We start from the raw sequence: 14909 nt of genomic DNA on the forward strand, positions 1-14909 counted from the left end.
TGCTCGGTGCTGAGGCCGGGTCGGTTCGCAGCCCGGCGGAACGGGGTGCCGCTGCGCCCACCCGTGCCGCCCCTGGCGGCACGGGTGCCCGCAGCTAGGCGGCTGCGCATGCCCGCGGCTGGGCCGGCCCGCACCCGCCGGACCACGCAAGGGGCCGTGTCGGGGGGTGTCCGCCCGCAGCGGTTGGCGCGTCAACGGACGGTTAGTCGGTACGCAACCCCATCGCGCCGTTCCGAGGACGGACACCCCCCGGCGCGGCCCCGACCCACACCCGGCGAGAAGGCGCAGGCGCGTCACTCAGCCCGCCGCAGCCGCCCCCGCGAAGTGCTCGCCCACCAGCGCCCGCACCACATCAAGGTCCCGTGCGACCAGCGCGTCCAGCAACGCCGTGTGCTCGTGCGCGTCCGCCACCAGATCGGCTCGCCCCCGGCCCCCCGGCCCTCCCCCGACCAGCGGCCACTGCGCCCTGCGATGCAGGTCCTCCGCGATCTGGACCAGCTGCTCGTTGCCCGAGAGGGACAGCACGGCCCGGTGGAACCCCCGGTCGGACTCCGCGTAGGTCGCGCGGCAGCCGGAGGACGCCGCGCGGACCGTCGCCTCGGCGAGAGGCCGCAGCTCGGCCCAGCGCTCGGCAGGCACGGTACGGGCCAGCCGGAGCATCACCGGGACCTCGATCAGCGCCCGGACCTCGGCCAGCTCCGCCAGTTCCCGCACACCCCGCTCGACCACCCGGAACCCACGGTTCGGCACGACCTCGACGGCCCCCTCGAGGGCCAGTTGCTGCATGGCCTCCCGGACCGGCGTCGCCGAGACCCCGAACCGCTCGCCCAGCACCGGCGCCGAGTACACCTCCCCGGGCCGTAGATCCCCCGCCACCAGCGCGGCCCGCAGCGCGTCCAGGATCTGCCCCCGCACCGAGGCCCGCTGAACCACCGGCCGGGGCCGGGGAGCGACGGGGAGCGGCGGCTCACTGTGCGTGTGCTCCCCCCGCACCGCCCCGCCCTGCTGCGGCACCCGGGCAGGCGCCGACGCCTGCCCGGACGGCACACCCGCCGCCGCACCCGCACCCATCACCGCACCCACCGCCGCCCACGGATCACCCGTGCCCGCGGAGCCCTGCGCTCCCTGCCTCACGGGTCCTCCTCCGGACGTATCGGTACTTGGGGTCATTACGGCGGGTTGTTACTCGTCCGTCAAGCACCATAAGCGCCCCGGCCCCCAGTTCAAATCCCCGTTCAACTTCCGGAGATCTTGAGTAAGGTTAGGCTTACCTTCAAGAGCCCCGTTTCACCCGACGGATCGGTGATCACATGCCTGCGCCCGTTTCGGCCGTCTCCGGCGCCTACACCCGTCTGGCCGAGGTTCTCCCGGGACTGGCGGTCACCGAACTGAGCGCTCACGAGGAGACCCCGTACGGCGGCGGCTGGACCACGGCCGCCGACCTCGCGGCCGCGGGCCCCGCCCTGGACCGCTTCCTCGCGTGGGACGTGGACCAGATCGAACGGGACTACGGCCGCCAGGCCCGCCCCGACGTCGTCGCCACCTTCGGCCTGCACCGTTACGCCTGGCCCGCGTGCCTCCTGATCACCGTGCCGTGGTTCCTGCACCGCCGGGTCCCCCGCTACCCCGTGACGCACGTCTCGTACGACCGCACCGCCCCGGACCACGCCCTCGGACGCATGGCCGTCCGCCCCGCCGGCTTCGCCTGCCTGCCCGGCGACGAGGCGGCCGCACTGCCCGGCGCCCGGGTCGTCCCCGACGAGGAGGCCCTGCGCGCGGAGGTGCGGGCGGCGGTGGCCGAGCACCTGGAGCCGGTACTGACCGGTTTCGGCCCCCGGATGCGGCGGCGCGGCCGCGCCCTGTGGGGTATGGCGACCGACGAGATCGTCGAAGGGGTCTGGTACGTCGCCCAGCTGCTCGGCGAGATCGAGGAACGGCGCGCGATGCGCGAGCTGGAGCTACTGCTGCCGGGTGCGACCAAGCCGTACGTCGGCACGGCGGCATTCCGGGAGCTGACCGGCCCCGGCGGCGAGCCGCTGCTCACCCGGGACCGCGCGAGCTGCTGCATGTTCTACACACTCCGCCCCGAGGACACCTGCGCCACCTGCCCCCGCACCTGCGACTCGGAACGCGTCACCAAGCTGCTGGCCACGGCCAGTTGAGCTCCCGCGGGGCCGAATCCCCTCCCGCTGCCCCGTAAGATCATCGCGAAACCGGACACCCGCACGCCCGCAGGCGATTCACATGATCCTCACGCGTGACGGGAACTTTCCGGGGAACCACTCGTACGGGTAGTCTTGTTCGAACTCAACTCCCGCCCCTCACGCGGCAGTTCGAGCAGAACGCCGCCCCGGGCATTCCCTTGCACTTCCTTGGCGGCCTCTTGCCCCGAAACCCCCTGAGGGCCGATGGGATTGGGCCACTATGGCGGGCGTTACGCCCTATCCCAATGCAAGGGACCACCCAGATGAGACTGACCGACATATCGCTGAACTGGCTGCTTCCGGGCGCCGTGCTTCTCCTGGGCATGCTGGCGGCGGTGGCGGTGCTCGCGCGCGGCAAGCGCTCCTCGGTCAAGGACACGAGCGCGGACGACTCCTGGGAGCGCAGCGAGGAACGCCGCAGACGCAAGGAAGCCCTCTACGGCACCCTCTCTTACCTCCTCCTCTTCTGCTGTGCGGCCGTCGCCGCCCTGCTCTCCTTCCACGGCCTGGTCGGCTTCGGCGAGCAGAACCTCGGGCTCTCCGGCGGCTGGCAGTACCTCGTCCCGTTCGGCCTGGACGGCGCGGCGATGTTCTGCTCCGTCCTCGCGGTGCGCGAGGCCAGCCACGGTGACGCGGCGCTCGGCTCCCGGATACTGGTCTGGACGTTCGCCTTCGCCGCGGCCTGGTTCAACTGGGTGCACGCACCCCGGGGCATCGGTCACGCGGGTGCCCCCCACTTCTTCGCCGGCATGTCCCTGTCGGCGGCGGTCCTGTTCGACCGCGCGCTGAAGCAGACCCGCCGGGCCGCGCTGCGGGAGCAGGGCCTGGTGCCCCGCCCGCTGCCGCAGATCCGTATGGTGCGCTGGCTGCGGGCCCCCCGGGAGACCTACCGCGCCTGGTCGCTGATGCTCCTCGAGAATGTGCGCAGCCTGGACGAGGCCGTCGACGAGGTGCGCGACGACCGGCGCAAGAAGGAAGAGACCCGGCAGCGGCGGCGTGACCAGCAGCGCGTGGAGCGGGCCCAGTTGAAGGCGATCAGCCGCGGTCACCGCGGCCACTTCGGCCGGGGTGGCGGACGGCAGCAGCTGGAGGTGCAGGTGGAGCGCGGCTCCTCGCAGGTCTCCGCGGAGCCTGCCATATCGGCGCCGGAGCCCCTGCCCGTGCGCTCGCGTCCCTCCCTTCAGCCGGCGCGCAAAGGAACTGACCCCGTGACCGTCGACCTCACCGCGGAGGACGACACCATGGCGCTGCCGCGTCTGGACTCCCTGGAGCGCAAGCTCAAGGACCTTGAGCAGCAGTTCGGTTAGCCGAGCCGGGGCGAAGCAGCCAGGGGGCGTGGCCTGCGGGCCGCGCCCCCTCGGCGTTCACACCGCCTCCGCCTCCAGCTCGAACCAGACGGCCTTGCCCACGCCGTGCGGCCGGACCCCCCAGGAGTCCGCGAGGGACTGCACCAGGAGCAGGCCCCTGCCGTTCGTACCGTCGTCGGCGACCGGTACGCGCAGCCGGGGCCTGCGGGCCACGAAGTCCCGTACCTCCACCCGCAGTCCGTGCGGCCCGACGGTGGCCGTGAGGACCGCGTCGTGGTCGGTGTGGACGATCGCGTTGGTGACGAGTTCGCTGGTGAGCAGTTCCGCCACGTCCGACTGCCCGTGCTTCCCCCACTGCCCGAGCAGTTCCCGCAGGGCCCTGCGGGCTTCCGGGACGGCCCGCAGGTCCGCCCGCCCGAGTCTGCGCCTCAACTGCGGTACCGATTCCTGCTCCGTGACATCGTCGGCCCCGTCCTCCACCGTCTTCGTCGAGAAGCCCCCGATCGCTATGGGACCGCCTCGTCGTGCCTGCCTCTCCATGACCCCCGCCCGCGCGCCGATGTCGGTTCCCCTCCTGCTCGAACACGTTCACGGGGATCCATGCCCCAACGGGAACGCGGCAGTCATGTCGAATCGTCAACGACCGGGTGTTCGGCCACCGGCACGGGACGGGCGGTCCGTGCGGCGGACCGCTGAGCGCTGCGGCGGTGAGGGGGAAGGGGACAAGAGGGTAGCCGGTCGGACTCCCCGGGTGGATCCTGACCGCCGGAGATCGGACGATGGGCCGATGGCCGGCTGCCGATCTCTGCGTACGCGGTGAAGGGCTGAGGCGGCGGGCGCCCGTGCGCGGCGCCCCGCTGAAGTTGGCCGAAGTACGACGGTCTTGACGTCCGCCGGGACCGGTACGGGGCCGTCCTCCCCACCCCCGTGGCGGGAGGACGGCCCCGGTCTTCCGTCGGGCGCGGTCAGTACAGCTTGTTGACGGCGGTGGTCGTGGTCTTCTTGAAGGCGGCCACGGGGGCGTCGTCGAAGTCGCCCATCTGGCCCCATCCCACGACGGTGACGGTCCTGCCGTCCCGTCCGACGGACATCAGCGAGATGTCCGTGGCACCCCAGGACGTCTCGGTGTGCAGGCCGCGGACGCGGGCGCCCTCCTCGACCGGCAGAGTGCCGTAGTCCCGGCCCTCGGCCTCGACGTCGGGGTCGTTCTTCTCGATGCGGTCGGCGCAGGTGCGGATCAGGTCGTCGTAGTGCTTCGCCAGGGCCTTGGCCAGGGCGGCTGTGTCCGCCACGACGGTCAGCTGCACGGCGTTGGTGTCCAGGTCGGTCCGGAACTCCCGGTGCCGGTAGTCGTAGGAGGGCACGCCCTCCGTGCTCACACAGGTGCCGAGTCCCTCCGGGAACCCTTCGGTGACCGGGCCGGCCGTCCAGGCCGATGTCGGGTGCGGCGGCAGCTGGGACGCCGACAGGAACTTCGGTGCGGCGGCCGGGGCGGCACCGGCGGCCGGGGCCGTGAGGACCGTGCCGGCCGCGAGGGCGGCGACGGTGAGTGCGGTGAGCGCGCTCGCTCGGATGTGCTTGGGCATGGATGTCCCCCGTGGGTGAATGCGTGGATGGTCGATGCCGCCGCGAGGCCGGCTGGTCGGCCCGGACCTGCTCGGTGCGACACCAGAAGCATCAGCGGTCACACCGGGCGGAAGCAACAGCCCGCATCCGATCCGGCACGGTGGAACCATCCCAGCCCGTCTGACGTGCAGGTACATGGGGTGCCTGGGATGCCGTTCCGGGCCGGGTCGGACCGAGAGGACGGGGGAACGGTGTCGGCACAGGACGACGTCGACGACGTCGCGGAGTTCGCGGCGCTGCTGAGGACGCTGAAGGAGCGCACGGACCGCAGTTACGGCTCGTTGGCCCGGCGCCTGGCGATGAACACCTCGACCCTGCACCGCTACTGCGCGGGCGAGGCGGTCCCGCTCGACTTCGCCCCCGTGGAGCGTTTCGCCGCCCTGTGCGGGGCGTCCCCGGAGGAACGTCTGGAGCTGCACCGTCGCTGGCTCCTGGCGGTGGCCGCGCGGCAGCGGCCCCGGACGGCGAACACGGCCGACACGGCCGACACGGCGAGCACGGCCGGTACGGCGCAGGAGGGCGCGGTCGCCGCCGCGGCGGACGAAGCGGAGCACGCACCGGACGTGGCCGACGACTCGGCGGAGGGCCCTGCGGAAGAACCACCGCTCCCCCGTCACCCCTGGTACCGGCGCAGACGTGGCGCGGTCGGGCTGACCGCCGCCTGCGTGGTGCTCGCGGCACTCGGGGGCCTCGCGGCGCTGCCGGACGGGCGGCGTGCACCCGCCGGCGACCGGGCGGGCTCGGCCGGTCCGGCCCCCTCCGCCATGACGGAGACCAGGGCACCGGACCGGCGCGACGCCTCCCCCACTCCGAGCGGTGGCTCCCCGAGTCCCCGGCGGTCCTCTCCCTCCGTCACCCCGGAGCAGCCGAAGCCCTCCCCGACACCCTCCCCCCGCACCACCCCGCCCACCGGCGGCTCCGCGCCCGCCCCGCCCCTCACCTGGTCGGCCGATTCCCAGGCCTGGAAACTCGGCTGCGGTCACGACTACGTCGTCGCCAAGCCGCCCGGGCAGGTGCCACCACCGCCCGTCCCGCAGGACGCGGGGGTCTGGGCCGCATCACAGAACGCGGTGCACGGCGGCGAGACGCTCGTACAGCTGACCGTGCAGGGGCGAACGGACACGGCTGTCGTACTGGAGGCACTGCGCGTGCGCGTGGTGGGGCGGACGGCCCCGGCGCAGGGCAACGCCTACGCCATGGGCCGGGGCTGCGGCGGTTCGATCACCCCTCGTTCCTTCGACGTGAACCTGGACAAGGACCGCCCCATCGCCCGCGCGGTCGCCGGGAGCGACACGGGCACGCCGATCCCGGCGGTGCGCATGCCGTACCGCGTCTCCGCGCGGGACCCCGAGGTGCTGCTGGTCAACGCCAGAACCCAGGGGTGCGACTGCCGCTGGTACCTGGAGCTGGACTGGTCCTCGCAGGGCCGCACGGGCACGGTCCGGATCGACGACGACGGCCGCCCGTTCCGGACCAGCGCCATCAAGGGGCTGTCCCGCTACGTGTACGACCTCTCGGCCCGCGAGTGGATGCCGTACAGCTAGAACCGGGGCACGTTGCGCAGGTTGGAGCGGGCCATCTGCAGCATCCGGCCGACCCCGCCGTCCAGCACGATCTTCGAGGCGGACAGGGCGAAGCCGGTCACCATCTCTGCCTTGATCTTCGGCGGGATGGACAGCGCGTTGGGGTCGGTGACGACGTCGACGAGGGCCGGCCCCTTGTGCTTGAAGGCGTCCTTCAGGGCCCCTGGGAGGTCCTTGGGCTTCTCGACGCGCACCCCGTACGCACCACAGGCGCGGGCGACGGCGGCGAAGTCGGGGTTCTTGTTCGCGGTGCCGTACGACGGGAGGCCGGCGACCAGCATCTCCAACTCGACCATGCCGAGGGAGGAGTTGTTGAACAGCACGACCTTCACGGGCAGGTCGTACTGGACGAGCGTCAGGAAGTCGCCCATCAGCATGGAGAAGCCGCCGTCGCCGGACATCGACACGACCTGCCGTTTGCGGTCGGTGAACTGGGCGCCGATCGCCATGGGCAGCGCGTTCGCCATCGAGCCGTGGGAGAAGGAACCGATGACGCGGCGCCGGCCGTTGGGTGAGATGTAGCGGGCGGCCCAGACGTTGCACATACCGGTGTCGACGGTGAACACGGCGTCGTCGGAGGCCACTTCGTCGAGCACGGACGCCACGTACTCGGGGTGGATCGGCGTGTGCTTCTCGACCTTGCGGGTGTACGCCTTCACCACCCCCTCCAGCGCGTCGGCGTGCTTCTTCAGCATGCGGTCGAGGAAGCGGCGGTTCTTCTTCTCCTTCACCCGCGGGATCAGACAGCGCAGCGTCTCCCGTACGTCGCCCCACACCGCGAGGTCCAGCTTGGAGCGGCGGCCGAGGTGTTCGGGCCGGACGTCGACCTGGGCGATCTGGACGTCGTCGGGGAGGAACGCGTTGTAAGGGAAGTCGGTGCCGAGCAGGATCAGCAGGTCGCACTCGTGGGTGGCCTCGTAGGCGGCGCCGTAGCCGAGCAGGCCGCTCATGCCCACGTCGAAGGGGTTGTCGTACTGGATCCATTCCTTGCCGCGCAGGGCGTGCCCGACCGGGGACTTGATCTTCCCGGCGAACTCCATGACCTCGGCGTGCGCGCCGGCCGTGCCGCTGCCGCAGAAGAGGGTGACCTTGCCGGCGCTGTCGATCATCTCGACGAGCCGGTCGATCTCGGCGTCACCGGGCCGGACCGTGGGGCGGGAGGTGACGAGGGCGGTCTCGGCCGCCTTCTCCGGGGCGGGCCGGTCGGCGATGTCGCCGGGCAGGGTGACGACGCTGACACCGCTGCGTCCGACCGCGTTCTGGATGGCGGTCTGCAGCAGCCGCGGCATCTGCTCCGGGCTGGAGATCATCTCGCTGTAGTGGCTGCACTCGGCGAACAGCCGGTCGGGGTGGGTCTCCTGGAAGAAGCCGAGGCCGATCTCGCTGGACGGGATGTGCGAGGCGAGGGCGAGGACCGGGGCCATGGAGCGGTGGGCGTCGTAGAGGCCGTTGATGAGGTGGAGGTTGCCCGGGCCGCAGGAGCCGGCGCAGGCGGCGAGCCCGCCGGTGATCTGTGCCTCGGCACTGGCGGCGAAGGCGGCGGTCTCCTCGTGCCGGACGTGGATCCAGTCGATGGCGGAGTTTCGGCGGACGGCGTCGACGACCGGGTTGAGACTGTCACCGACGACGCCGTAGAGACGCTTGACTCCGGCACGGGTCAGGATGTCGACGAACTGTTCAGCGACGTTCTGTTTGGCCATGGTTCTCGTCTGCCCCTTCGGTCTCCTGGGATCCCTCCGGGTTCCATCAAGTCACACCGCTCGCGCTCACGCCTCCCAAACCGCCGCGGCCGTACGGTCGTCCGCATAACCCTTGACCCGCACCTGGGAGTCGGCGAGGAACTCGGCGAGGCCGGGCGGTTCGGGACGGGACCACCGCTCGGCCAGGTACTCGCCCAGCTCGGGCTCCCCGCGCAGGGGCTCGGCGAGGCCGCCGCTGCACATCAGGAGCGTGTCACCCGGGCGGGCGACGGAGGTCCGGAAGCGGAAGGGCTCCCGGGGCGGTTCCGGGGCCGGTTCGTACGGGCTGGGCGGGGTCGGGATGCCCAGGTCCATGGTGAGCCGGTCGCCCCCGGGGGTCTCGGAGGGCGGCGAGCCGTAGCCCAGAACCGGTTCGCCCTTGATGTCGGTGACCTGCGGCTCGATGTCCTGCCACTCCCCCTCGCGCAACCGGAACAGTCCGCCCGGTCCGACCCCGAAGAACACGCGCGTGCGGCACCCGGGGTCGGCGGACAGCAGCAGGCAGCGCAGGCCGGCCGCGTACTCCTCGGGGTCGACGCCCTGCTCGTGGGCGCTGGCCCGGAGCTTGCCGAGGCTGCGGTCGGTGAGCCGGTGCAGCCCGGACTTCAGGTCGCCGCGCCGGCCGTCCCTTATGTCCTCGGCCAGACGTGCGTGGCTGCGTCCGACGGCCCGCCCGATCCAGTGACAGGCCTCGGCGGCGGCCCGGTGCGCACCCGGTGCGGCCCGGGCCCCGGTCGCCATCGCCACCAGCAGCAGCGCGTGCTCACCCGTCCCGAACCGGGCGGTGAGCAGCGAGTCCCTGCGGGGCTCGCCCCGATAGCGCGCGGAGTCGCCCCGCACGGAAACGGCCCGCAGCGTACAGGCCCCGTACCGTGCCCCGTCCAGCACGGTGTCCGCCACGAGATCGTCGAGGTCGTCCGGGTCGGCGGCCGGGAGAGCGGTGGGTTCGGCGTCGTACGTGGGCGGCCGGGTGCCCACGTGGCCTCGGGGCCGGGGAGCCGGGGTGGGACGCTCGATCCGGGGGCCGTCCTGGTCGGGCGGCGGGTTCGTGGGGGGTGAGGGCGGAGGATCGACGGGGCGCGTCGGCACCGGCCGAGGCACCGCGGCACGCGGATCCGCGGACGGCGGCTCGGTGGGGAGCGGCGGCAGGGGCGGCTGACCGTCGGGGCTGGACGTCACGTGTGGCGAGGTGACGGGGTGGGGCGTCACGGGCGGTGAAGCGGCGGGGCGCCGCGGCACGGGCGGCCACGCGGCCGGCGTCGGAGTCGGGGTCGGGTATGCGGCGTCTTGAGGCTCGGCATCGGGGGACGTGGCTCCCCCCGGCTCGGGCGGAGCCGACGCCGACGTGGACCCGCCGGGCTCGGGCGGATCGGACGCGGAGCCACCGGAGCCGGCGGCAGGGGCCTGAGAAGCGGGGCCGGCGGGTGGGCCCGCCTCGGTGGCCGACGACGCCTCCGCTTTCGGCCAGGCCGGAGGGGCCGTGGGAGGCGGCGGCACCGAGGGCGTCCGCGAGGCGGGGAACGCCGGGGGTGCAGGCGGCCCCAGGCTCTCCGAGGGCGGACGGGGGGCGGCCGCGGGCGTGGTGGCGCCGCCTGACCGCTCACCCGAGGACGAACGGGAGCCGGTCGCAGCCGAGGATGCGCCGCCCGGCCACTCGTCCGAAGGCGGACCGGCCGTCTCCGAGGACACGCTGCCCGGCTGCCCGTCCGAGGGGGGACGAGGCCCGGTCGAGGCCGTCGCGTCGCGTGGCGGTTCGTCCGTCGGGGCGCGGTCGGGGGTCCGCTCGGGGCGACCCGGCGGTTCCGGCGCGGTCGGGAAGCTCATGGGCCCGGTGGGCCGGGGCGGTGGCGGCTCCCAAGGGGCGCGTTGCGGCGCCCGGCCGTTCGGGCGGGTCGGGGCCGGCACGTCGTCGGCACCCGTCCGGGGCCCCGGAACCACCGGATCCGCGCCGAGGGACCGCGCCGCCGGCCGGTCCGGAGAGCCGCCGGTCCGCCCCTCCGTCCCGTCTCCCACCGCCCCCGACGCCGACGCGAACCGGTCGTCCAGCGAATCCCGTGCCGGTGTGGGGCCCGTGTCGTCGGTGGAGTCCTCGTACAACTCCCTCCACCAGTCGTCCTCGTGACCGGTGGGCCTTCCCCCCTGCTGGCTCATGCCCGTAATTGTCCACCGCACGAGCCGGATGAAAACGGGGCTTGTGGAAAAAACCGGCCGGCCGCGGGCAGGTGATCGACACGTCGGGTGAGCCGTAGAACGGTCATCCGAAATCCGCGGTCCGGCGGGGCGCGGGCGGCTGACCTGCGGGTCTGGGGCTCAGCCACGCTTCTGACCTGCGTGTTCTCCCGTGTTCCGGCAGTCTGGTCAGATGGGAGTGTGGGACCTCCTGCTGGTCGGGCTGGTCATCCTGCTCGGGCTGTGCGGAGTGCTGCTGCCCGCCATGCCGGGATCGTTGCTGGTGTGGGCCGCGGTCATGTGGTGGGCGCTGAAGGATCCGCGGCCCGTCACATGGTGGGTGCTGGTCGGGGCCACGGTCCTGCTGCTGGTCTCCCAGGCCGTCCGCTGGGCTCTGCCGCCGCGGCGGCTGCGGATGAACCGCACCAGCCGCCGCATGCTGGCGTGCGCCGGCGTCGGGTCCGTCCTCGGCTTCGTCCTGGTCCCCGTCCTCGGCGCGATCCCGGGGTTCCTCGGCGGTGTCTACCTCTTCGAACGGTTCCGCCTCGGCCGTCACGCCGACGCGGTCGCCGCCCTGCGCACGGTCATGCGCGCGGGCGGCTCCAGCATTCTGGCCGAACTGTTCACCTGCCAGCTGATCGCGGCGGCCTGGGTGGGCGCGGTCGTCTGGGGCTGAGCCCGCACCCCTCAGGCGGGAAGTCGGGGGAGAACTCAGGCGAGTAGTCAGGCAGGAAGGACGCCCTCGTGCGTCAGCAGCCGCACCTTGCGGTCCAGGCCCCCCGCGTATCCGGTCAGTGCGCCGTCCGCCCCGATCACCCGGTGGCACGGGCGGACCACCAGCAGCGGATTCGCGCCGATCGCACCGCCGACGGCCCGCACGGCAGCCCGGGGCGCCCCGATGCGCGCGGCGATCTCGCCGTAGGTCGTGGTCGAGCCGTAGGGGATGTCGTCCAGCGCTTCCCAGACCTTCTCGCGGAAGGCGGTGCCTTCGGTACGCCAGGTCAGGCGGAACTCCTTCAGCTCCCCGGCGAAGTAGGCGGCGAGCTGCTCCTCGGCCTCCCGGAAGGGCCCGGGGTCGCGTCGCCAGTCCTCCCGCACCTCGCGCCCGCCCTTCTGCCCGGGCACCGACAGTGAGGTCAGCTCGCCGGTCGGGGCGGCGGTCAGGAGCAGCGGCCCGAGGGGGCCGGGCACACTCGTCCAGTAGGTCGGGCAGGTCATCGGGACTCCCACTCCCCTGCTGCGCGCAGGTGGTTCAGTGCGTACGAGCGCCATGGGCGCCAGCTGTCGGGGACGTCGAGGCCGGGCGGGGCGACGTCCGGGTCGCCGAGGGCGCGGGTGCGGATGTCGGCCACCGTACGGGCGTCCAGGCCGGGCACGGACCGCAGGGCGTCCTGCGCGTCGTCCCGGTCGGCGCCCGGGTCCAGGCGTACGGCACCGTCGGCGAGGGCGGCGGTGAGCGCGCCGAGGGTGCCGCCGGGCTCGGCGCCGGCGAGCACGGCCGGCTCGGGGAAGAGGTGGGTGAGGCTGCCGCAGGGGGCGTCGAGGGCCTTGCCGTAGCGGCGTACGAGCCGTTCCGCCTCGGTGCGGCCGGTCAGGGCGCGTACCGCGAGTTCCTCCGGGTCGGCGGTGCCCGGCGAGCGCAGGCCGGGCCGGGCGGCGACCAGCGGGGCGAGGCGCGGGTCTGCGGCGAGGCGCTCGTCGACGGCGTAGGGATCGGCGTCGAGGTCGAACAACCGCCGCAGCCGCTGGACGGCGGTGGTCAGGTCACGCGGGTCGGTGAGGTGCAGCCGGGCGTCGAGCCAGCCGCCCGGGTGGGCGCCGAGTCCGGTCCGGGGGGCGCCGGGGCGTTCGTCGACGGCGACGATGCCGGTGCCGTACGGGAGGCGGAGGGTGCGCCGGTAGGTGCGGGCGCCGGGCGGGCCGCTCACCTCCTCGATGCCGGGTACGGCCTCGTGTTCGAGCAGGTCGAAGACGGGTCCGGCGAGGTAGGGGCCGCGGTGGGCGAGCCGGAGCGGGATGCCGGCGTTCGGGGTGGCCGTACGGCGGTTCCGGCCGTGCTTCGGCGCGGCGGCGCGCAGCTCGCTCGGGGTCGACGCGTACACCGCCCGGATCGTGTCGTTGAACTGCCGCACGCTGGCGAAGCCCGACGCGAAGGCGATCTCGGTGATCGGAAGTCCGGTGGTCTGGACGAGGACGCGTGCGGTGTGGGCCCGCTGGGCCCGGGCGAGGGCGACCGGGCCGGCGCCGAGTTCGGCGGTGAGCTGCCGCTGCACCTGCCGTGCGCTGTAGCCGAGACGTCCGGCGAGCCCGGCGACGCCTTCCCGGTCGACGACGCCGTCGGCGATCAGCCGCACGGCCCGGCCCACCACGTCCGCGCGGGCGTTCCACTCGGCGGAGCCGGGCACGGCGTCCGGGCGGCACCGACGGCAGGCCCGGAAGCCCGAGCCCTGCGCGGCGGCGGCCGTGGCGAAGAACCGTACGTTGGCCCGCTTGGGGGTGACCGCGGGGCAGCTCGGCCGACAGTAGATGCCGGTCGTCTCGACGGCGAAGAAGAACACCCCGTCGAAACGGGCGTCACGACTGCGCACGGCCTCGTACCTGGTGTCCTCGTCCGTTCCCTGGTCTCTCACAGGTCCAGTCTCCGCCGTCGCCCGGACGGTCGCTGGCGGAAATCGGACACCGCGATCGGGGGGGGTGCGCGGCGGCGGCGACCGGGGGCCGAGGCCCCGACGCGAACCGACGAGGGTCTGCCCGCCGTAGGCCGAATGACCCAGGCTTCTCGTCTGCCGGGTTCTGTGATCGGCCGGCTGCGGGTCCGTCGTGGTCGCTCGCGCGGTTCCCCGCGCCCCTGACAGGGCGCGGGAGCGGGCCCTGACCTGCGGCGCGGGGCGGGCCCGCCCCGCGCCGCAGGTCAGGCTACGCGCGCCAGTGCGCCCCCCGCTTCGCCTCCAACGCGGCCTTGCCGATCGCTCCCTTCCGCTTCCAGTCCTTGCGGATCTCGGCCCGGAGACGGGCGTCGGTCTTGGCGACGATGCGCTGGTTCTCCCGCAGCAGCTTGCGGTAGCTCTCCAGCCGCCGCACCGGCAGCTCACCGCTGTCGATCGCGGCCAGTACGGCGCACCCCGGCTCCGCCTCGTGGGCGCAGTCGTGGAAGCGGCACCGCTCGGCCAGTTCCTCGATCTCGGAGAACACCTGCCCGACACCGGTCCCGGCGTCCCAGAGTCCGACGCCGCGCAGTCCGGGGGTGTCGATCAGGACGCCTCCGCCGGGCAGGACGAGGAGATTGCGCGTGGTCGTGGTGTGGCGGCCCTTGCCGTCGACGTCACGGGTGGCCTGGACGGTCATGACGTCCTCGCCGAGCAGCGCGTTGGCGAGGGTCGACTTGCCCGCGCCGGACTGCCCGAGCAGCACGGACGTCCCCCCGCCGACGAGCGCGGCGACCACGTCGAGCCCGTCCCCGTCGACGGAGCTGACGGGCACGACCGGCACGCCGGGCGCGCTCGTCTCCACGTCCTGGACGAGGTGCGCGCGGGTCACGGCGTCCGGCACGAGGTCGGCCTTGGTGAGGACGACGACGGGCTGGGCCCCGGATTCCCAGGCGAGCGCGAGGAACCGCTCGATGCGGCCGAGGTCGAGCTCGACCGCGAGGGACACGGCGATCACGGCGTGGTCGACGTTGGCCGCGAGGATCTGCCCCTCGGACCGCTGCGAGGAGGTGGAGCGGACGAAGGCGGTGCGGCGCGGCAGGCAGGTGCGGACGTAGCGCGGGTTCCCGCCGGGTTCGACGGCGACCCAGTCGCCGGTGCACACGACCCGCAGGGGGTCGTGCGGGGTGACGAACGCGGTGTCGGCCCGCAGCGGCCCGTCGGCGGTGACGACGTCACACTGCCCGCGGTCGACCCGCACGACCCGGCCGATGAGCAGGCCTTCGGCCTCGTACGGGGCGAACTCGGTCTCCCAGCCCGCGTCCCAGCCGTAGGGCTCGAGCGGATGCGAGGCAGAGGAGGACGAACCCGGGAGAGAAGAGAAAGACAAGGGGTGACCCTTCACAAGGGTGGCCCCGGCACTGCGCTCGAAGGCGCTGAGAGAAAGAGGTCAGCCGGAGGCCACGGAGGTGGACTTGATGAACTTCCGGATGCGGGCAGCGCCCATCTCAGAGACAGCCATCGATCACACCTCCTGCTCGTCACACAGCCGACGGCGGCAGCAACAGGCCGCCGCGCGATTCGCCCCCACCTTAGAGGCGTGCGCCCCTCGGGCGCCACGGAATTAAACCCACCC

At 73.4% G+C, this 14909-nt stretch carries 12 protein-coding genes; 4 read left to right on the forward strand and 8 right to left on the reverse strand.

What is annotated here, in order from left to right; all coding sequences use genetic code 11:
* Positions 1–297: 297 nt before the first annotated feature.
* The gene (locus tag BJ965_RS07465; RefSeq protein WP_313666749.1) at positions 298–1134 is read right to left on the reverse strand and encodes a GntR family transcriptional regulator; all 837 of its coding nucleotides are present in this window, start codon (positions 1132–1134) and stop codon (positions 298–300) included.
* A 176-nt stretch (positions 1135–1310) separates the two neighbouring features.
* Here BJ965_RS07465 and BJ965_RS07470 point away from each other — a divergent pair, with 176 nt between their 5' ends.
* On the forward strand, positions 1311–2162 hold the full coding sequence (locus BJ965_RS07470) for a (2Fe-2S)-binding protein (RefSeq protein WP_184907948.1): 852 nt from the start codon (positions 1311–1313) through the stop codon (positions 2160–2162).
* Positions 2163–2467: 305 nt separating this feature from the next.
* A complete protein-coding gene (locus BJ965_RS07475; RefSeq protein WP_184907949.1) occupies positions 2468–3511 on the forward strand; it encodes a DUF2637 domain-containing protein in 1044 nt (347 codons plus the stop codon).
* 57 nt (positions 3512–3568) lie between these two features.
* On the opposite strand, the gene BJ965_RS07480 is transcribed toward BJ965_RS07475, so the two are convergent.
* Together BJ965_RS07480 and BJ965_RS07485 are read right to left on the reverse strand one after the other, a co-directional pair.
* The gene (locus BJ965_RS07480; protein ID WP_221513065.1) at positions 3569–4051 is read right to left on the reverse strand and encodes an ATP-binding protein; all 483 of its coding nucleotides are present in this window, start codon (positions 4049–4051) and stop codon (positions 3569–3571) included.
* Positions 4052–4476: 425 nt separating this feature from the next.
* A complete protein-coding gene (locus BJ965_RS07485) occupies positions 4477–5097 on the reverse strand; it encodes a hypothetical protein (RefSeq protein ID WP_184907950.1) in 621 nt (206 codons plus the stop codon).
* Positions 5098–5328: 231 nt separating this feature from the next.
* On the opposite strand from BJ965_RS07485, the gene BJ965_RS07490 reads away from it, so the two are divergent.
* Positions 5329–6681, forward strand: coding sequence for a helix-turn-helix domain-containing protein (locus BJ965_RS07490; protein ID WP_184907951.1), 1353 nt, complete (start codon positions 5329–5331; stop codon positions 6679–6681).
* Here the strand turns inward: BJ965_RS07490 and BJ965_RS07495 are convergent.
* Both BJ965_RS07495 and BJ965_RS39190 read right to left on the reverse strand, forming a co-directional pair.
* Positions 6678–8420 (reverse strand): pyruvate dehydrogenase, encoded by a 1743-nt coding sequence (locus BJ965_RS07495; RefSeq protein ID WP_184907952.1) that lies wholly within the window; start codon positions 8418–8420, stop codon positions 6678–6680. The two genes, BJ965_RS07490 and BJ965_RS07495, sit on opposite strands and share 4 nt — an antisense overlap.
* A 66-nt stretch (positions 8421–8486) precedes the next feature.
* Positions 8487–10610, reverse strand: a complete 2124-nt coding sequence (locus BJ965_RS39190; RefSeq protein WP_246545858.1) for a protein phosphatase 2C domain-containing protein — start codon at positions 10608–10610, stop codon at positions 8487–8489.
* 211 nt (positions 10611–10821) lie between these two features.
* On the opposite strand from BJ965_RS39190, the gene BJ965_RS07510 reads away from it, so the two are divergent.
* Positions 10822–11304, forward strand: a complete 483-nt coding sequence (locus BJ965_RS07510) for a DUF456 domain-containing protein (RefSeq protein ID WP_184907954.1) — start codon at positions 10822–10824, stop codon at positions 11302–11304.
* Positions 11305–11351: 47 nt separating this feature from the next.
* Here BJ965_RS07510 and BJ965_RS07515 read toward each other — a convergent pair whose 3' ends face one another.
* From BJ965_RS07515 to rsgA, 3 genes are all read right to left on the reverse strand, one after another.
* Positions 11352–11846, reverse strand: a complete 495-nt coding sequence (locus tag BJ965_RS07515; protein WP_184907955.1) for a methylated-DNA--[protein]-cysteine S-methyltransferase — start codon at positions 11844–11846, stop codon at positions 11352–11354.
* Positions 11843–13258 (reverse strand): DNA-3-methyladenine glycosylase 2 family protein, encoded by a 1416-nt coding sequence (locus tag BJ965_RS07520; RefSeq protein WP_184907956.1) that lies wholly within the window; start codon positions 13256–13258, stop codon positions 11843–11845. Before BJ965_RS07520 ends, BJ965_RS07515 begins: the two co-directional genes overlap by 4 nt.
* A gap of 286 nt (positions 13259–13544) precedes the next feature.
* Positions 13545–14663 carry a ribosome small subunit-dependent GTPase A gene (rsgA, locus tag BJ965_RS07525; RefSeq protein WP_184907957.1) on the reverse strand — a complete coding sequence of 373 codons (1119 nt, stop codon included), beginning with the start codon at positions 14661–14663 and terminating at the stop codon, positions 13545–13547.
* Between the last annotated feature and the right edge of the window lie 246 nt (positions 14664–14909).

Source organism: Streptomyces luteogriseus, from assembly GCF_014205055.1.
In the GTDB taxonomy this organism is placed as follows: Bacteria; Actinomycetota; Actinomycetes; order Streptomycetales; family Streptomycetaceae; genus Streptomyces; species Streptomyces luteogriseus.

Excerpts from the sequence above, each read along its gene's own strand:
- BJ965_RS07510 (WP_184907954.1), top strand. The coding sequence starts at position 10,822 with ATGGGAGTGTGGGACCTCCTGCTGGTCGGGCTGGTCATCCTGCTCGGG.
- BJ965_RS07515 (WP_184907955.1), bottom strand. The coding sequence starts at position 11,846 with ATGACCTGCCCGACCTACTGGACGAGTGTGCCCGGCCCCCTCGGGCCG.
- BJ965_RS07485 (WP_184907950.1), bottom strand. The coding sequence starts at position 5,097 with ATGCCCAAGCACATCCGAGCGAGCGCGCTCACCGCACTCACCGTCGCC.
- BJ965_RS07495 (WP_184907952.1), bottom strand. The coding sequence starts at position 8,420 with ATGGCCAAACAGAACGTCGCTGAACAGTTCGTCGACATCCTGACCCGT.
- BJ965_RS07470 (WP_184907948.1), top strand. The coding sequence starts at position 1,311 with ATGCCTGCGCCCGTTTCGGCCGTCTCCGGCGCCTACACCCGTCTGGCC.
- BJ965_RS39190 (WP_246545858.1), bottom strand. The coding sequence starts at position 10,610 with ATGAGCCAGCAGGGGGGAAGGCCCACCGGTCACGAGGACGACTGGTGG.
- BJ965_RS07480 (WP_221513065.1), bottom strand. The coding sequence starts at position 4,051 with ATGGAGAGGCAGGCACGACGAGGCGGTCCCATAGCGATCGGGGGCTTC.
- BJ965_RS07475 (WP_184907949.1), top strand. The coding sequence starts at position 2,468 with ATGAGACTGACCGACATATCGCTGAACTGGCTGCTTCCGGGCGCCGTG.